The organism is Tropicimonas sp. (assembly GCF_047971885.1).
Classification (GTDB): Bacteria; Pseudomonadota; Alphaproteobacteria; order Rhodobacterales; family Rhodobacteraceae; genus Tropicimonas.
The window spans coordinates 1-18,783 of sequence record NZ_JBKEAE010000154.1 but is presented as its reverse complement, the minus strand read 5'-3'; the positions used below and the strand labels follow the sequence as shown (position 1 = coordinate 18,783).

Genomic DNA, 18,783 nt, shown 5'->3' with positions numbered 1-18,783 from the left:
GTGACGGAAAGTCGATGAAGGCAACAAGTACGAAAAAGCGGACAACCCTGGCAGATCGCGTCTACCATCTTCTCTACAGCCGCATCATCAACGGCGATTACGTTTCCAACGAAAAGCTGCCGCCGGAGGCGGTGCTTTCACAGGAATTCGACGTCTCGCGCCCGGTTCTGCGGACGGCGCTGGAACGGCTGCGGGGTGAGGGGATGATCTATTCGCGCCAGGGTGCGGGGTCGTATGTTCGTGTCACCAGAACCACGCCGGTGGGCTATGGCCGGGTCGAGACCCTGGCTGACATTCAGCGGTGCTACGAATTCCGCCTGAACCTCGAAACCGAAGCCGCGGCACTCGCCGCCGAACGCCGCAACGCCGAAGCGCTAGAACGGATCGAGGAGGCGCTGGAGTTGCTGCGTGCCGCGACCGACTCGATGCAGCACCGGGAGGACGCGGATTTCTCCTTCCACCACGGAATCGCCAGGGCATCGAACAACCAGTATTTCGAAACGTCGCTGCGTGCCCTGCGCGAGCACATCAATGTCGGCATGACACTGCACGGAACGGCCCTGATCAGTGGCGGTCACGCCTTTCTGAATGCCGTTCTCGACGAGCACAGGGCGATTTTCGACGCGATTGCCGGCCGGGAGCCGGACAGGGCGCGGCATCTGATGCGCGGGCATCTGGAAAACTCGCGCGAGCGGCTGTTTGGCGGCGGGCTGCTCGATCTGCGGATGAAATAGGCGCAACAATCCGGTCGCACGAAGGGGCAAACCGATGGCAGAGGTCCTCATAGTCGCCGACGATCTGACCGGTGCGCTCGACAGTGCGGTGCCTTTCGCCAACCGGAGGGGCCGGGTCCTGGTGGCGCGCACCCCTGCCGGACTTCCGGCCGCGCTGGCCTCGGGCGCCGAAGTCGTCTCGGTATCGACCGGATCGCGCGACGGCAGCGAGGAAGCGGCACGCAAGGCGCTGCATGAGGTGCGGCAGGCGATACGGAACGAGCCGGCCATCCTCTTCAAGAAGATCGACAGCCGGCTGAAGGGCCACATTCAGGCCGAACTCGACACCCTGCTGCATGGGTATCCGGCGCTTCTGGTCAGCCCCGCCCTGCCCGCGCTCGGGCGGCTGTGCATCGACAGACGCGTGACGGGTGCCGGCGTCGAAACCCCCATCCCGGTCGCGGAACGGATCGGCCGACCGGCGACAATTCCCGAAATCCGCAGCGACGCCGATCTCGACGCGGCATTGCCCGGGGATCTGGCCGGTTGCGTCTATGTCGGCGCGGCGGGCCTTGCCGCGGCGCTGGCGCGGCGGCTACGGCCCAACCGCCCGGCCCCGCCCGATCTCGACCTGCCCGGCCCGGCGTTGCTTGCCATCGGCTCGCGCGATCCGGTGACAGGCGCGCAGGTTGCCATGCTGCGGCAGATCCCCGTCCACGACGCCCCCAACGGCGAGGCCGGCGATCTTCCCCGCGCGCCGGTGCTGCTGCTGCGGATGACGCAAGGTTCCGGGCCCGCAGAGCCCGGAATCGCGGGCGCCGCATTTGCGCGTTCGGCGTTGAGGGGTCTTGTCCACCTCTCGGCGCGAACGATCTTTGCCTGCGGCGGCGAATCCGCAAACGCCATACTTGGCGGCATGGGCGTCGAACACCTGACGGTGCTGGGCGAAATCCTGCCCGGCGTCCCGGCCGCCACGGCGGAATATCACGGACAAACCGTAACGGTGGTGACAAAATCCGGCGGATTTGGCGCCGCAGATACGCTGGTCCGGCTCGTCGGGCGAATCATGCCCGGCGCACCGCACTGACGCTATCTACCCATACCGTCAGGTTATTTCACGTAAGATCAGGGCATTACGCTTGCCTCACGTGATTCCCGCCGAAAATCCGGCAGGCGGACTCCACATGAATGGACGCGAGAAACACAACCCCTGCTTGTCACCTGCCCGTTTCGCTGCCATGCTTTTTCTGTCCAATGATATCAGGGGGTAAGGTATGAAAAGGTTCATGGTGGGCGCATTGGGCGCCTCACTGGCCACGGCGGTGCCGGCCATGGCGCAGCAGGCGGCCATCTATTCGGGCGACGACCGGATACACCCGGTCTATGCGGCGCATGGCATGGTCGCCGCGCAGGAAGCCGTGGCGGCGCAGGTCGGGCTCGACATTCTCGAAGCGGGCGGCAACGCGGTGGATGCCGGGGTGGCAGTGGCTTTCGCGCTAGCGGTGACGCTGCCGCGGGCCGGCAACCTGGGCGGCGGCGGTTTCATGATGGTGCACGAGGCGGAGAGCGGTGAAACCGCCGCCATCGACTACCGCGAAATGGCCCCGGCCTCGGCCGATCGCGACATGTTCCTCGACGCAGATGGCAATGCCGACAGCGAATTGTCGCGCTATACCGGCCTTGCCGTGGGGGTGCCGGGAACGGTTGCCGGGATGCAGGCAGCGCTCGAACAATACGGAACCATGAGCCTTGCCGATGTGCTCGCCCCGTCGATCGCGCTGGCGCGCGACGGTATCGCGGTAACGCCGGGACTGGCCGACAGCCTCAAGGAACTGGAAGGCCGGCTGAAGAAATGGCCCTCGTCCGAGAAGATCTTCTTCAAGGAAGGCGGCGGTTTCTATGAGCCGGGCGAAATGCTGGTGCAGTCCGATCTTGCCAGGACGTTGCAGAAGATCGCCGACGAGGGGCCGGACGGTTTCTACAAGGGGCAGGTCGCAGAGGATATCGCCGCCGCGGTGCAGGCTGCCGACGGGCGCATGACGGTCGAGGATCTGGCGAATTACAAGCCGGTGATGCGCGAACCCGTGCGCGGCACCTATCGCGGATACGAGATCGTCTCGATGCCGCCGCCCAGTTCGGGCGGGGTTCATATCGTGCAGATCCTCAATATCCTCGAAGACTACCCGATCGGCTTTCTGGGGCATAACTCGGCCGACACCATTCACCTGATGGCCGAGGCGATGAAGCGCGCCTATGCGGACCGTTCCGAATACCTGGGCGACAGCGATTTCGTCGACGTACCACTCGAGGTGCTGACCTCGAAGCAATATGCCGACGATCTGCGCAAGCAGATCAGCCTCTATGCCGCGACGCCTTCCAGCACCATTCTGCCGGGCGATCTGACCCCCTATGAAAGCAACGAGACCACGCATTTCTCGGTCGTCGACCAATGGGGGAACGCGGTGTCGAACACCTATACGATCAACTTCTCCTATGGCTCGGGCCTCGTCGCCGAAGGAACCGGCGTGTTGCTGAACAACGAGATGGACGATTTCTCGGCCAAGCCCGGCGTCCCCAACGCCTACGGCCTTGTCGGTGGCGACGCCAATGCCGTCGAGGGCGGCAAGCGCCCGCTTTCGTCGATGTCGCCCACCATGGTGATGAAGGACGGCGAGGTGTTCGTTGTCACCGGCAGCCCCGGCGGATCGCGCATCATCACCACCACGTTGCAGGTGATCATGAATGTGATCGACCACGGCATGAACATCGCCGAGGCAACGTTTGCGCCGCGCATCCACCACCAGTGGCTGCCCGACGAGATCCGGATCGAGGACGGCATCAGCCGCGATACTCTCGCCATTCTCGAACAGCGCGGGCACGCGGTAAGCCAGCAACCGGTGATGGGCTCGACCCAGTCGATCATGCTCGACACGGATCGCGGGCTGCTTTTCGGCGCCTCGGACCCGCGTCAGGTCGATGCGGCGACGGTCGGGTACTGACCCTGCACAGGAACGGGGCGTTCACGCATGTGGCGCCCCGTCTGACATGTCGCGCGACATTTCGATTGCCGGATCGCGGCGTGGAATGCACATCGGCGTGCCGGCCTCGGGATCAGCGATGACAACCGTTTCCACGCCGAAGACATCGCGAACCGCGTTGCCGGTCAGAACCGTGGCCGGGTCGCCGCCGGTGCGGATCGTGCCGGCCTTGAGCATCACCATGTGATCGGCATGGCGCGCTGCCTGATTGAGGTCGTGCAGGACCGCAACCACCGTGGTCTGCCGTTCGCGCACGAGGCGGCGCACGAGCGACAGGACCTCGATCTGATGCGCCAGGTCGAGAAAGGTCGTCGGCTCGTCAAGCAGCAGGATGCCGCTTTGCTGGGCCAGCGTCATCGCGATCCAGGCGCGCTGGCGTTGTCCGCCCGAAAGCGTGTCGAGCCGGCGATGGCGCAGGTGCGAGATGCCGGTCAGCGCCAGCGCCTCCTCGACCGCCAGCGTATCGGCCTCGCGCCAGCCGCCAAGGAGGCTGCGGTGCGGATAGCGGCCCTGCCGGACCAGTTCGCCAACCGTCAGCCCCTCGGGCGCCTCGGCGCTCTGGGCCAGGATGCCGATTCGGCGGGCCAGCGCCCTGGCAGGCTGGCGGGCGATATCGGCTCCGTCCAGGGTCACCCGCCCGCGGGTGCATCGGATCTGACCGGCAAGTACGCGCAACATGGTCGATTTTCCGCAGCCGTTCGGCCCGATCAGCGCGGTGAACCTTGCCGGGGGAACGGCAAGATCGACCCCCTGCAACACCGGCGCGCGCCCATAGCCGGCGGTGACTCCGCAAATGCGCAACCCGGTGTCATTCATTGCGTTTCTTCCACAATAGCCAGCCGAAGAACGGCGCTCCAATAGCGGCCGTCGTCACCCCAACGGGAAGTTGTGCCGGCGCGATCACACTGCGCGCAACAATATCGGCGGCCACAACCATCAACGCGCCGATCAGGGCGGCACCGGGCAGCAGGACCTTGTGGCGATGCCCGACCAGCCGGCGGGCCATATGCGGCGCCACCAGGCCGACAAAGCCGATCAGCCCCGCCGCCGCCACCGCTGCGCCCGAGATGGCGGCGATGGCCAGCACCATCATTCCGCGGGTCAGGTCGACGCGCTGTCCAAGACCGCGTGCAACGCTTTCGTCGAAACCGATCAGGTCGAGTTCGCGCGCATTGAGCCAGATCAGCGCCAGGGGCACGATCAGCCACAGCGCAAGGATCTCGACCTTGATCCAGCGGCTGTCCTGAAGGCTGCCCGCCATCCACAGCATCGCCCGCTGCATCAGCACCATATCGCCGAATGTCGCAACGAATGTCGCGGCCGAGCCGGCCAGCGCGCTCAGCCCCACGCCCACCAGAATGAAGCGCAGCGTCGAGGTGCCATCCTGCCATGCCAGCAGCCAGATCGCGGCGGACATCGCCACCGCACCGAGAAAGCTCAGCCAGGGCAGATGGCTCGCCGGCACGTTCTGCCACTGGACGATCACCAGAACCGCCATCAGCGCCGCCCCGGCGTTGATGCCGAGGATGCCGGGCTCGGCCAGCGGGTTGCGCATGATGGCCTGTGCCACCGCGCCGGCCACCGCAAGCGCCGCCCCGACCAGGATCGCCATTGCCAGCCTGGGCAGGCGCAGGGACCACAGGATGGTCTGCGCCGGTCCCTGCATCCCGTCGGGCGCAGTCAGCGCGCGCATCAACTCGGCGGGTGTCAGCGCAACCTCGCCGGTGGTCAGCGCCAGCAGCGAGGCGACAGCCAGCGACAGGACAAGCAGAGCGAAGCGCTGGCTCATGCCGGACGCCCCGCCCGGCGCCGGGCCAGCCAGAGGAAGACCGGCGCTCCAACCAGCCCCAGCGTCACGCCAAGCGGCACATCGTTGCCCCACAGCGCGCGCGGCGCCGTATCGGCAAGCAGGGTCAGCAGCGCGCCGGCCGGGATTGCCAGCGGCAGGATGCGGCCATAATCGGCGCCCACCGTCAGGCGGATCATGTGCGGCACCACCAGCCCGACAAATCCCACCGGTCCGGCCACCGCAACCGCGCTGCCCGCCAGCAGCACGACCACCAGCGCCGAGATCGCCCGCCAGAGTGCCGGGTTCTGCCCGATACCGCGCGCCGCCGCCTCGCCCAGGCTGAGCGTGGTGAACTGATCGCGCAGCAGAAGCGCACAGATAAGCCCGGCGGAAAAATAGGGCAGAACGGGCAGTATACTCTCCATGCCGCGCCCCTTGAGCGACCCGGCGGTCCAGAGCCGGGCCTGATCGAAGGTTTGCGCGTCGAGGATCAGCAGCGACATGGTGATCGCGCCGAGGAAGGTGCCGACGACCACACCGGCCAGTATCAGCTTGAGCGGCGTCGGACCCGAACGCCCCGCCGCGCCGAGCCCGTAGACAGCCGTCGCCGCGAGCAAGGCCCCGGCGAAGGCCGCCCAGACCAGCACATGGCCGGAGATCGTGCCGGTAAGTACCAGCACCAGCACCACAGCAAAAGCCGCACCGGCATTGACACCCAGCAACCCCGGATCGGCCAGCGGGTTGCCGGTGACTGCCTGCATGATCGTCCCCGCCCCGGCCAGCGCCGCCCCGGCCAGCAATGCCGCCAGCAGGCGCGGCAGCCGCACCGTCCAGACGATCAGCGTCTCGCGCGATTGCCCGCCCGGGTCCGCCAATGCCTCGATCAGCCGCGCGGCCGGGATCGGCGCCGCGCCCACCCCCATCGACCACAGCGACAGGGCCGTGATCGCGACCAGCAGGCCGAGGCCGAGCGGCAGTGGCGCAACGCCCCCCCGCCTCACGGCGCCCCGAGGATGTAGCGTTCGATATCGTCGAACACCTTGCCGGCGGAGCCGAGACCGTTGAATTCCATCCAGATGCCCGGATCGAGCCGATGAACCCGGCCGGCCCGCACCGCGGGCAGCATCTGAAACAGCGGATTGCCCAGGACCTCCTCATGGCGTCCGTCGCTGCCGGAATCGTTGGTGCCGCCGATGATATAGAGCAGGATATCGCCGTCGAGCGCCGCCAGCTCCTCCCAGTCCGGTCGCTTGAGCGCGACCTGGTCGTCGGTTTCATAGGTGCTGCGGCGCACGCCCGCCTCGGCAAGGATCGCGAAGGGCGCGTAGGTGCCGGGCGCATCGGTATAGACCTGAAAATCCCACGAGGTGATGCGCAGCACGGAAACCGTCCGGTCCTGCGGCATGCGCGCGCGGATATCGGCCAGCCGTGCGTCATAGCCGGCAAAAAGCGCCCCGACTTCCGCCTCGCGGCCGGTGAAGCCGGCCAGCAGGTGATAGAATGCGCGCCAGTCGCCGGAAATGTCGAGCAGCGTTGGCGCCAGTGCCGAGAGCATGGGGTAATAGATCTCGGCCAGGGCACGGTCGCCCATGAAGCCGACGATCAGATCGGGCTGCAATGCCACCAGCGCCTCAAGGCTCGGTTCGGTGACGAAACCCAGCGAGGTCACGCCCGCAGCCTCGGCCCGCGCGCGCAGATCGGCGTCGCCCATCCGCTCCAGTGGTGCGCCGACGACCGGCAGGCCCGCGTCAAGCCCTATCCCGAGGCTGAAACCGGGGTCGAGAACAATCACGCGCTTTGGTGCCGGGGGCAGGCAAAGTGGCGCGCCATAGACGGTATCCTGCTCCATCAATCGCCCGTCACAGGCGATGGCAGGAGCCGCCATGCCGATCACCACAAGGGCGATCGTCAAGATCCGTTGTAACATTCGTCCGTTCCCTTGCCGCAATTCCATCGTCGTGCACTCACCACGGGGGTACCCATCCATCGGTCCAGTAGGCGGCGGCCTTGGCTTCGCCCCCGGAATACCCATTCTCCCTGAACCACTGACGTGCCCGTCCGGCCAGTTCGCGCTCGCCGGCGAAAAACAGGTGGCGATCGGCCGCAGGCGGATGAAATTCCGCCAGAAGCAGCACCGGATCCTGCAGGATCTCAGCCGCGCGCCATTCCATGCGAATGGCCGACGCGGTTTCGACCGGCTGCGCATCCGCCAGATCACGCAGCCAGACAATGGCGTGCCCGGCCGTACCGGCGGGCGCATTCTCCACCATCCGCAGGATGACCGGCAGCGCTGTCTCGTCGCCGGCAAGGCCGAGCCAGCCCGCTTTCGGCTGCCTGTTTCCGCCAGGCCCGTGCAGGGCAATCTCGTTGCCCGGCGCAACCGTCCCGCACCAGTCGGTAACGCGCCCGCCGGGATGCACAACGATATCCACATCCATCCACTGCGCCGCGGGGTCCAGGGCACGCACCGTATAGGGCGGGCGGTGCCAGTCGCCGATCCCGTTCGGCCATTGCATGATGCCGCTGGCATCCAGATATGGCCATTCGGCACCAACCCGGCTGAACAGCAGCCGGAAATGCAGCCCGGCACCCGGCTGCGCGAAAGCAGAGAAATCCCCCTCCAGCCGAAGGCGGGCGAAATTCGGCGAGATACGTTCGCAACGCACGACCCTCGCCAGCATCTGGTTGAGTGGCACGCCTGCCGATCCGGCCTGCCAGTCGAGCAGGTTCGTCACGCCGAGTTGCTCGAAACGTTCGGCATATCTGTCTCTGAGCACCTGCAGATCGGCGGGCGTGATAGCCTCGAATCTCAGATGCGTTGCCTGTCCTTCTGCGGTAAAATGCACAGACCCGAGCGGGGACGTGACCGTCAGACGGGAGTTGTCGCGCGCCACGGCCACTCCGTTGCGGTAAGCGATCTCCTCGACCGCCGCAAAAACCGGCACGTGACCCGCCCGCAGAATCGCGGAAACCTCTGGCATTTCTGCTCCTCACGAGATGCTGGATATCCTGCCGGCCCGGGCTGCGCATGCGCCCTGCACTCGGTAGGTCCGGCGCAAGATGCTGTGTTCGGCCGGTGAAGTCCAGACGTCCAAACGGCCCAGGTACCGCATGCCGGATTGCTGCGCGCCCTTTTTCCCGACCACAGCCCGGCGCCGGTGAAACCGCAAGGTGGCCCTCCGGCTTTTTCCGACCGATCCGCCGGAAAATGCCGGCCGGACAGGAAAGTCTTTTTAAATCAGTCTCTTGACATCCTGTGATGCATATGCCTGCAAATCGTAAATATTTGTTTACCTTGTCCGTCGGCCAGCTCCCGGCATCCAGATCGCCGAGCCCGCAATTCATCCAGAGAGTGTCGAGTTTGACGCGCTCCAGCGAGCCGGGGGGTACGTGGGTGGTTTTTGCGTTCTTCAGATATGGGCAGCGGCCCGACCTGTTTGCGGCGGTTTGCCCCGGGCTGGCACTGGCCCTCGTGGCCTCTGTCGCGGTCGCACAGGATGAAGGGTTCGAGGCGGAGCTTTCTGATACCACCGTTCTGGACGACACGACCGTTGTGGACGATGCCGGTGTTCCCGAAGATGCCACCGTTCTGGACGATATCATCGTCCAGGGCACGAAGCTGCAGCAGGCCTATGTCGATACCGCCGAAAGCGTCGGGGTTCTGGACGGCAATCAGATCGAGGAACAGGGGCTTACCGATCTGCGCGACGCCTATTCGCTTTTTGGCAACGTCCGCTATCTGGAAGGCGGCAGCGGCAACGCGGGTTTCGTCATCCGGGGCCTCAGCGCCGAGGGCGTGACCGAATCGCTCAATACTGCCCCGCTTACCTCGATGATCATCGACGGCACCACGCAGACCATCGAGACGATGCGCCGCGGCGCCCGCGGGCTCTGGGATGTGGAGCAGGTCGAGATATTCCGCGGGCCGCAGTCGACCTTGCAGGGGCGCGGTGCGCTGGCCGGCGCCGTCATTGTCGAAACCAGGGACCCGACCTTCCATTTCGAGGGAGATTTCCGCGCCATCGCCGGCACGCAGGACCGGCGCGAACTGGCCTTCGCCCTGTCGGGTCCGATCGTTGACGGGGTTCTGGCCGCACGCATCAGCGGCGAGTATCGCGAACGCGAGCGCGGGATCGACTATGCGTTTTCGGGGTTCGACGAGGTCGGCGAGGACAAATATCGCAACCTGCGCGCCAAGCTTCTCTTCCTGCCGCCCGACCTTCCGGGGCTGTCGCTGAAACTGACCTACAGCGACACCTACGACAGGCCGGGCCAGAGCGTGGCGGGCGGCACCGATTTCTTCGATCGCAAATTCAATGCCGACAGCGATTATCCGCTGGAAATCCGCGAGGCCGACAACCGCAATGTCGCCTTCGAGGCGAGCTACGATTTCGGCGGCGACATGCAACTGACCAGCATTTCAAGCTGGCTGGACTCCAAGATCCACATATACGCCCCAGACGATATCGCGTATTTCCGTGATGCGGACTGGACAGACGACAACTTCACGCAGGATCTCCGGCTTGTCTTCGGCTCGGCTGAGACGAATTTCTCAGGGGTGGTCGGGCTCTACTACGGGCACTTCACGCAGGCGCGCGAAGACCTGATGACCTATACCTACCCCGGGCCAAGCGTCGTGGAGATCCAGAATTTCACCCGCGACAGCGAAACCACCCATATCTCGGCCTACGCCGACCTGAACTGGCGCTTTGCACCCAGCTGGACCGTGAATGTCGGCGGGCGGCTGCTGCGCGAAGATGTCTCCGACGACATTCAGGGGGAGATCTTCCAGACACCCGCCTCGCTGTCGGACGAGACGAGCGATACGGTATTCCTGCCGAAAGCCGGCATCACCTATGCCTTCAGCCCGGATCAGACGCTCGCCTTCACCGTACAGCGCGGCTATCGCTCGGGTTTCGTGGCGCTGCAGGACGGGGCTGGCCCGACACGGGTCAAACCGGAATTCATGACGGATTACGAGATTGTCTATCGCATCCAGGACCCGGACGGGTACTGGCGGTTCGGCGCATCGCTGTTCTATTCGCAATACACCGATCAGCAGGTTGTCGTCGCACGGCCCTTGCCGCTTCTTCCCCAGACACAGAATGCCGGCAAGTCCGAAATGTACGGCGCCGAATTCGAGGGGCAGTACAGCTTCGGAAACGGGCTCAGCATATTTGGGTCCGTCGGGCTTCTCCATACCGAATTCCTCAAGTTCACCGAAGCGGCTTACGGCAACGAGTTTCCGGAATCGCCCCGGCTTACGGCGGGGCTCGGCGTCTACTACGAACATGAGTCGGGCTTTTTCGGGTCGCTCAACGGCTCCTATACCAGCAGCTTCTACAGCACCGGATCGATCGAAAACGAACCGACGCTGGAGGTCGAAGGCTTCACCGTATTCAACATGGAACTCGGCAAGCGTTTCGACAACGGCGCCGAGATCGCCATTTACGCGGACAATCTCTTTGACAACGACTACGTCCTCAGCCTGAGCGGCGGCCCACCTCCGACCGAGGCTTCCGTTTCCGAACCGCGGACCATCGGTCTGGTGCTGCGCAAGGCATTCTGACCTCACAGGCAGGTTCCCCGGGGAACTCACCGAACAATCCGAAATTCCAGTGTCAGCGTTCTGACCGGGAGAAAGCTCCGATGAGAAATTACATGCTTGATGAACTGCTGATCGTCGATGCCGGCGTGCCGGAATACCGTTCGCTTGTCGCCGACGCCACCGGGCGGGCTGCTGTCCGGGTGATCCGGGCGGACGACGATCCGGTTGCCGTCATTTCCGATGCGCTCGGTCAGGGGCCGGTCAACAGGCTCCACCTCGTCGGGCACGGCGAGACGGGCCGCCTGTTTCTTGGCCGTGGCGCGCTCGATGCGAACACGCTGATCGAACGGTCGGCTGCTACCGGCGCCTGGGCCGATCTGCTCGCCGGCGCCGAAATTCTCGTCTACGGATGCAATGTCGGCCAGAGACCGGAAGGCACGCGCTTTCTCGACCTTCTGGCCGCCACGACCGGTGCGCGCGTCTCGGCGTCCTCGCGCGAGGTCGGCCACATCGCGCTGCGGGAAAGCAACTGGGCGCTCGACATGTCCTCTCATTCGGGCCCGCAGCCCCATGTGCTGTTCTCGCAGGCGCTTCGTGAAACCTATGCGGGAACCCTGAACAGGGTGACCTTCTCGCTCTCGCAACCCTATGTGACCGAGGTGCCCGCACCCGGAGAGACCGGGCCGACCTTCGATCTGATCTTCGAGCTGGACGAAGCGCCGGCAGCCGGCACATATGTCAGCGTCTGGGTTTATGCCTCCGCCACGCCGAACGCACCGCTCAGCCAGGCGCTCGCCGGCGGTCAGGCAATCAACGAACTCGATATCTTCAAGGCGCTCAATCCAGCCTATTACAGCGGAATCGAGTTTCCGGTCATCGATCAGTCGGTATCGGCAGGATTGTCGAACTTCCCCGACCAGTACGTCTTCGAGATTCGCATCACCGAAAAGACGGGCGTGCTGACCCTCGTGGGCTTTGACGACACTTCCTACTATGGCAGCCCGACGAGCTACAACCCGCGCACATTTTACTGGAACGTGATCGACGCGCCGAACGATTCGGTAAGCAACACGATCGTCAACGGCTCGCAGAAATTCACCGAATACCACAGCATCGACGATGTCCCGGTGGAAAACAATGCGCCCGATGCGGTAGCCGACAGCGCCAGCACAAACTACGAAACCGCCGTCACGATCAGCGTGCTTGCCAATGACAGCGACGCCGACGGCGATACGCTGAGCCTTTCGGGCGTGACCCAGGGCGCCCATGGTTCGGTTGCGATCTCCGGCACGCGGGTGGTCTATACGCCCGACACCGGCTTCTCGGGGAACGATACCTTCAGCTACACGATTTCCGACGGCAATGGCGGCACCGATACCGCAACTGTCAGCGTGACCGTGGCCGAAAAGCCCAACACCGCCCCCGATGCGGTGAACGACAGCGCCAATGTCGTACCCGGCGGTACCGTTACCGTCGACGTTCTGGCCAACGACAGCGACGCCGACGGCGATGCGCTGAGCATCGCGAGCGTCGGCAGGCCGTCAAACGGGACCGCAAGCATCGTCGACGGCAAGATCGTCTATACGCCGAATGCCGGCTTCACCGGTGCCGACAGCGTGACCTATACGGTTTCCGATGGCCAGGGCAGCACGGATACCGCAAGGGTCAACTTCACCGTCGCCCTGCCGGTGGTGAGCATTTCCGCCAACCGGACCGTCCTTTCCGAGGACGATCTGGACACCGTGACGCTGACTTTCACGGTCCAGAACCTTCCGGCCGAAGGTGCGCGCGTCGGGCTCGCCGCCTATCGCGCCGGCGACAGCGGCCAGGACCTGTTCCAGTACGGGATCAACGAGTTCGTCCTCCAGCGGTATTACGACACGGCCTCCGGCACGGTTCTCTATCCGGTGTTCTCGGGTCTCGAGGATGCGACCGGCTGGGATTCCCCCAGCGAGGGGCTGAGCTTCACCATCACCTCGGCAACCGCCACGGTAACCCTGCCGCTCTGGCCCGATCCCGACGATCTGCTGCCGGGCGATCCGGGCTATTTCCCAACAACGACACCGGCGTCGATACACTGATCTGGCGGCTGGTCGATTTCCAGAAGAACGACGAATCGGGAGGCGCCGATCTCGACGAATACGTGGTGGCCACGGGCGCCGGCGAAATCCAGCTGAAGATCAAGGACAACGACGCGCAGTATTTCGAAGCCTCTGACGACGATGTGACCACTACCAGCGGACGTTCGATCGTAATCGACGTTCTTTCGAACGACGGCGCAGGTGCCGAGCTTGTTTCCGTCGAGGACAGCACCACGAGCCAACAGGGTCTGATGCAGCACGGCGTCGCCGTCATCAACGACAACGGCACGCCGGACGATCTGACCGACGACACCATCGTCTACACGCCCGAGGAAGGGTTCGTCGGGCGCGATGCCTTCTCCTATCTGGTGCGCAACGCCGATGGGGAGCTTGATCAGGCCCGGGTCACGGTCCGGGTGAACGAGCATGTCAACAGCGCGCCGGTGGCGGCCGACGACAGCGCCGGCACCGCCTTCGGCGAGGCGGTGAGCATCGACGTTCTGGCCAACGACAGCGATGCCGACGGCGATGCGCTGAGCATCGACAGCGTCACCCAGGGCGCCAGCGGCTCGGTTGCCATCGCGGGCGGCCAGGTCGTCTATACGCCGAACGCCGGCTTCTCGGGCACCGACAGCTTCAGCTACACCATCTCCGACGGCCGGGGCGGCACCAGCACCGCCACCGTCGCGGTCACGGTGGAAGGGGCCCAGAGCGTCGAAATCAACGGCACGGACGGGATCGACCGGTTATTCGGAACCGGGGCCGACGAGGTCATTTCCGGCGGGGCCGGCGCGATCGACATTCTGATGGGTGGCGGTGGCGCGGATGTGTTTGTCTTCAAATCGGAGACATCCAACGGCATCGCGGAAACGGACTTCATCATGGACTTCAGCGAAGACGATTTTCTCGATCTCGGCGGTGCTGCGATCGCGCAGGAACTCAATGTCGGCGGTTCCACGCATCTGATTCTCGAAGGCGACAGCGACCGGATCGTGCTGGTCAGCCTGGCCGATTTCGATCCGGCCAGCGATCTGCTGGTCTGACCTGACGATGCGCCCGTCCGCTCCGGCATGGCCGGTCCGGGCGGGCGCAGCCGCTCCACAATATGCACAAGGGGTTTGAAATGAACTGCCAGTTTCGGAATTTTTCAAAATCGGCCACGGGCGGGCGATGGCCGCCGCGCTGGTCGCCGCCTCGTTTGCCTCCGGGGCAAGCGCGGCACTCGTCGATCTGTCCGCCTTCGGCCTGACGGCGAAGGATGGCCCGTATCTTTCTTTCGACGGGGTCGCGGTTGTGGCGGACGCTGGCAGCGCCGTCGCCAACAACAGTTTCCTGGATGCGGTCCTGTTGGCCGCCACCGGCATTGCGCCCTACGGCAACAGCGATTTCGTGTTGACGCTGAGCGACGCTCTGGGATCGGGTCTCGACGCCGAAAGTCTGGCGCGCGGCTATTCCGACAGCGGCGATCTGGGCGATGCGTTGTTCTCGGTCACCAGTGCCAGCGGTGCTTTCGCCGGGCTTTCCGCGTCGCTCTATGTCGAGATAGACATTCCGGCCGGTATTTTCGACGGGTTCGCGACGACCGGCGCCACCAGCTTCTCGACCAGCTTCAGAATCTACGAGACGGAAGCGGTTGGTCCCGGTGTTGTTCCGCTGCCGGCTACCGGCATTCTCTTTTCTACCGTACTGGCCGGTCTTGGCCTGGTGGCTCGCCGCCGCCGGTAGATCTGCGGCAAGTGTACCCGTTATTCAGGGCGTCCGAAGCCAGCCGTGCCGAATATGAAACAGAGCTATCCCGCAGGTCCATGCCTGCGGGAATTGGATCGTCTCTATAAATCATCAATAAAAACAATAAGATAATCGTTTAAATTTGATTAATTCCATTGAGGCGCTCCAAAAACTCGTATATAAGTCCGGCAGGCACCGCGCCCGGCACCAAAATCCCAAAAAATTTATCGTGATCAGGAGTATCCAGATGTTGAAAAGACACTTGGCTGCGGCGGCTACCGTCGTGGCGGCTTCGGCTGCGATCGCCTCGCAGACACAGGCCGCGACGATCGATGTCATCACCGGCGGCTCTGCCACCTTCCAAATCACCGCCCCGCTTGCCGAACTCTATCTCGGCACGAACTGGCGGACCAACGAAGAGACCGGCTATCCGACAAGCACGGCGAGCGTGAGCGCGACCGGGCTGGACGACAACAACGTTCTCACCGGATCCGGCAGCCAGGTGCTCGACGACGGCGGTGCGCTGCTGAGCCTGCGCACGCGCGGCATCTATCTTTACCCGATCAACACCGAGGGCGAGGAAATCTCTTCCTTCGCGGCGGTGAAGAATTTCTCCTTCCGGCCGAGCGAAGAGGATATCGCGGCGGGTATCACGGACGAGATGCGGAACATCAACTACGTTCCGACCGACGATCCGAACGTCTTTACCGACTATCGCGATCCGACCACCTCCTACACCCTGACCGACGAACAGGTCGCCCGGCTGAACGACGGCAACCTGCGCACCTGCTGCCGGCACACGCTGAACGGTTTTACCATCAATACCTCCGGCGCGTTTGTCGACGGCGTGATCGACAACATGACCGAGCGTGACACCAACTTCGACGGTGTGGTCGACGAGGCCGACTATTTCCACCTGTTCACGCTTGTCGGGACGGACGACGACAGTATCTGGGATCTCGCCCTTACCGACACGATGGCTCAATACCTCAACTACGGCTTCACGGCGTTCGCCTTCGAGGATTCGAGCGATTTCCTCGCCCAATGGCCGAGCACCGGGCTGAATTTTGCCGGAGGCGATGTCATCGGAACCCTCAGCTACGCCTATGAGGTAAGCTCTGTTGAAAGCGTGCCGCTTCCCGCCGCGCTGCCGCTTCTGGCCGGTGGCCTGGGCGTGATGGGCTTTTTCGGACGCCGCAAGCGCAAGGCAGCCTGAGACCGCCTCGGCATGATCGGGGTTGAAGCCAGCGCCTTCGGGCGCCGGCTTCTCCCACAGCAATCGACCGCCCCGTGCAGGCGGGTCCGGTGGAAATTTTCGGGATCGGGTTCCATGTTGAAGACACTGACAATGAAGACACTGGCTGCGGCAACCGTTGCGGCGATTCTGCTCGCGGGCGGTCAGGGCCGGGCGCTGGACGGCAGCGCCACCGGCGGAACCCTCCCTGAGCAACGGAACCTCGGAGCGACCGCCTGCACCCTTACCTACAGCGCCTCGGCGGATACCGGCCTGACCTTCATTCAGTTGCAAGGTGGCGATGGTCCGACCGAAAGTGTGGGCGGCAGGCTCTGGATAACGCCCGCCACATCGATATCGGCGAGTGCCGTAACCCTGTCCAAGATCGAATCCTGCGGAATCGACGATGTTGCCGATCTTCAGCAGAGCATTTTGCCCGCCGCCGCGACCGAAGTTGCAGATGTCTCGTATCTGGGCCTGTCGTTCGAGGGCACGGAGGATGGTACCCGCTACCGCTATGAATATGCCCTGTCGGGGGTTTCGGGCACCGCTCTGATCGCGACACGCAGCGAAATCGACACCACCAGCCCCACCGTTGCCCTTTCCGGTTCGCCGGGAACAACGGTACCGTTCACTGTGACCGCCACCTTTTCCGAGGATGTGACGGGCTTCGACGACCTGACCGGCGATGTGACGGTAACGAACGGCGCGGTTACCGGCATTTCCGGCGGCCCGTCGGTCTATACGCTCGAAATCACCCCCGATGGCGGCGGAGAGGTTACGGTCACCGTACCCGCGGGAGCGGCACAGGATGCCGGTGGCAACGGCAACACCGTTTCCAACACGCTGACCTCGCGGGTCACGGCGGTCACTCTTTCTGGCGCGCCCGCAACACTGAATGGCACCGAGCCCTTTACCCTGACGGCAGTCTTTTCGGGAGACGTGACCGGTTTTGACGATCTTGCCCGCGACGTGAACGTGATCAACGGTACCGTCACCGCCATTGCCGGCGGGCCTTCGGAGTACACGATCGTGATCGCGCCGAATGGCAATGGCGATGTCGAAATATCCGTACCCGCCGGGGCGGCACAGGACGACGGGGGCAATGATACCGCCGCGTCGAACACCGTGACGGTACGGGCCGATGACGGCGGCACGGACCCACAGGGTGAAGGCGCCACCGTCATCCTGTCCGGCGCACCCACGACACTGACGGGGACGGCACCGTTTTCCATCACCGCGACCTTTTCCGAGGGTGTGACGGGCTTTGACGACCCGGCAGGCGATGTGACGGTGACCAATGGCAGCGTCACGGGGATCTCTGGCGGTCCGTCTGTCTATACCCTGCGCATCACTCCCACCGGCAACGGTGACGTCGATATCACCGTGCCCGCCGGCGCGGCGCAGAACGGTGACGGCGAAAACAACACGATGTCCAACACGCTGGTTGTGCGCAACGAAATCGTCGACCTGACCCAGCGCAAGATCGCCGGTTTCATGCTGGGACGTGCCAACAACCTGGCGTCGAACCAGCCCGGCCTGACCCGCTTCCTGCGAGGTTCGGGCTGCGGCGCCTTCGACGCCCGCGCGTCCGGGGAGGATGGATTTATCGACGGCTGTTTCCACAAGGGCAATACCTGGGCGGAAATCTCGGGTTCGTGGTCGGACGAAAGCTCCTATGTGCTGGGAACGATCGGCGCGCACGGCTTCGTGAACCCCAGCCTGATCGTGGGGGGCATGATCCAGTTCGACAGCGCCGAGGACGACGCCAACGATGCGTCCGGTCACGGCTGGCTGGTCGGCCCCTATTTCGTCGCCAAGACCCCGGATCACCCGCTTTACTTCGAGGGGCGCCTGCTGTTCGGGCAGACCGATAACGAGATCTCCCCGCTCGATACCTACACCGACAGTTTCAATAGCGAGCGCTGGCTGGCGCAGTTCCGGGCGACCGGAGAATACCGCTACCGGGCCGCGACGCTGATGCCGCTTGTGGATTTCACCTTCGTCGAGGACCGGCAGGTCACCTATACCGACAGTCTGGGCAACACGATCACAGGTCAGACCGTCAGCCTGACACAACTGAATGCGGGGATGGACTTCAGCACGCCAATTCCGGTGCAGACCGGAAGCCTGATCCTCGTCGGCGGCGTTTCCGGAATCTACACTTCAACCGCCGGCGGAAGCGACGATTACGATTTCGAGGGCATACGCGGCCGGACCGAACTCGGGGTAGATTACGATCTCGAGAATGGCGGATCGTTCCGCACCGGGGCCTTCTATGACGGCATCGGATCCGATTACGAGGGGTACGGCGCAAACCTTCGTTTCGAACTGAATTTCTGATGTGAAGGGGCACGAAAGGGCCGGTACGCAGGCTCCGGGAACGGCGGTTTGAGAGATGAACAAGAACGATCTGCATCAGGCAATCCCGATTATCCAGGTTCCGAGGCTTCGGGTGTATGGCCATTTCGGCAAGCGCCTGCTCGATATCCTGCTGGTCGTCGCGACCGCCCCGATCACCGTTCCGCTGATCCTTCTGATGGCGCTGGCCGTGCGTCTCGAGGGTGGCCCCGCCTTCTTCCGCCAGGACCGCATCGGCCGCGACGCGCGGGTCTTCCGCCTGCTCAAGCTGCGCACCATGGTGCCGGACGC

The 18,783-nt window shown here is 64.2% G+C and carries 15 protein-coding genes; 10 read left to right on the top strand and 5 right to left on the bottom strand.

The genetic code is table 11. The annotated features are described in order from the left end of the window. The first annotated feature begins 14 nt into the window (after nt 1-14). The 3 genes from ACK5IR_RS13315 to ggt all read left to right on the top strand — a co-directional run bounded on the left by ACK5IR_RS13315 (nt 15) and on the right by ggt (nt 3,712). Nucleotides 15-734, top strand: a complete 720-nt coding sequence (locus tag ACK5IR_RS13315) for a FadR/GntR family transcriptional regulator (RefSeq protein ID WP_416929661.1) — start codon at nt 15-17, stop codon at nt 732-734. Nucleotides 735-768: 34 nt separating this feature from the next. After that, entirely contained in the window at nt 769-1,800 is a 1,032-nt protein-coding gene (locus ACK5IR_RS13310; RefSeq protein WP_416929660.1) for a four-carbon acid sugar kinase family protein, read from the top strand. A 187-nt stretch (nt 1,801-1,987) separates the two neighbouring features. After that, complete coding sequence (gene ggt / locus ACK5IR_RS13305; protein ID WP_416929659.1) at nt 1,988-3,712, top strand: gamma-glutamyltransferase; 1,725 nt, start codon at nt 1,988-1,990, stop codon at nt 3,710-3,712. Nucleotides 3,713-3,733: 21 nt separating this feature from the next. Here ggt and ACK5IR_RS13300 read toward each other — a convergent pair whose 3' ends face one another. From ACK5IR_RS13300 to ACK5IR_RS13280, 5 genes are read right to left on the bottom strand one after another with little or no spacing between them, the layout of a single operon-like run. Beyond that, entirely contained in the window at nt 3,734-4,567 is an 834-nt protein-coding gene (locus ACK5IR_RS13300; RefSeq protein WP_416929658.1) for an ABC transporter ATP-binding protein, read from the bottom strand. Then, nucleotides 4,560-5,540 carry a FecCD family ABC transporter permease gene (locus ACK5IR_RS13295; RefSeq protein WP_416929657.1) on the bottom strand — a complete coding sequence of 327 codons (981 nt, stop codon included), beginning with the start codon at nt 5,538-5,540 and terminating at the stop codon, nt 4,560-4,562. The genes ACK5IR_RS13300 and ACK5IR_RS13295 overlap by 8 nt, the downstream gene beginning before the upstream one ends. Beyond that, the gene (locus ACK5IR_RS13290) at nt 5,537-6,541 is read right to left on the bottom strand and encodes a FecCD family ABC transporter permease (protein WP_416929656.1); all 1,005 of its coding nucleotides are present in this window, start codon (nt 6,539-6,541) and stop codon (nt 5,537-5,539) included. Before ACK5IR_RS13290 ends, ACK5IR_RS13295 begins: the two co-directional genes overlap by 4 nt. Continuing rightward, a complete protein-coding gene (locus tag ACK5IR_RS13285) occupies nt 6,538-7,467 on the bottom strand; it encodes an iron-siderophore ABC transporter substrate-binding protein (RefSeq protein ID WP_416929655.1) in 930 nt (309 codons plus the stop codon). Before ACK5IR_RS13285 ends, ACK5IR_RS13290 begins: the two co-directional genes overlap by 4 nt. A gap of 37 nt (nt 7,468-7,504) precedes the next feature. Next, the gene (locus tag ACK5IR_RS13280; RefSeq protein ID WP_416929654.1) at nt 7,505-8,521 is read right to left on the bottom strand and encodes a siderophore-interacting protein; all 1,017 of its coding nucleotides are present in this window, start codon (nt 8,519-8,521) and stop codon (nt 7,505-7,507) included. Between the two features lie 491 nt (nt 8,522-9,012). On the opposite strand from ACK5IR_RS13280, the gene ACK5IR_RS13275 reads away from it, so the two are divergent. The 7 genes from ACK5IR_RS13275 to ACK5IR_RS13245 all read left to right on the top strand — a co-directional run. After that, nucleotides 9,013-11,109, top strand: a complete 2,097-nt coding sequence (locus ACK5IR_RS13275) for a TonB-dependent receptor (protein ID WP_416929653.1) — start codon at nt 9,013-9,015, stop codon at nt 11,107-11,109. A gap of 92 nt (nt 11,110-11,201) precedes the next feature. Continuing rightward, entirely contained in the window at nt 11,202-13,169 is a 1,968-nt protein-coding gene (locus ACK5IR_RS13270) for an Ig-like domain-containing protein (RefSeq protein WP_416929652.1), read from the top strand. 65 nt (nt 13,170-13,234) lie between these two features. Continuing rightward, nucleotides 13,235-14,212 (top strand): Ig-like domain-containing protein, encoded by a 978-nt coding sequence (locus tag ACK5IR_RS13265; RefSeq protein WP_416929651.1) that lies wholly within the window; start codon nt 13,235-13,237, stop codon nt 14,210-14,212. 127 nt (nt 14,213-14,339) lie between these two features. Then, on the top strand, nt 14,340-14,894 hold the full coding sequence (locus ACK5IR_RS13260) for a hypothetical protein (RefSeq protein WP_416929650.1): 555 nt from the start codon (nt 14,340-14,342) through the stop codon (nt 14,892-14,894). A 250-nt stretch (nt 14,895-15,144) separates the two neighbouring features. Next, nucleotides 15,145-16,113, top strand: a complete 969-nt coding sequence (locus ACK5IR_RS13255) for a VPLPA-CTERM sorting domain-containing protein (protein WP_416929649.1) — start codon at nt 15,145-15,147, stop codon at nt 16,111-16,113. A gap of 114 nt (nt 16,114-16,227) precedes the next feature. Further along, on the top strand, nt 16,228-18,474 hold the full coding sequence (locus tag ACK5IR_RS13250; protein WP_416929648.1) for an Ig-like domain-containing protein: 2,247 nt from the start codon (nt 16,228-16,230) through the stop codon (nt 18,472-18,474). A gap of 55 nt (nt 18,475-18,529) precedes the next feature. After that, nucleotides 18,530-18,783 (top strand): sugar transferase (locus ACK5IR_RS13245; RefSeq protein WP_416929647.1); only part of this gene is annotated, 254 nt, incomplete at its 3' end.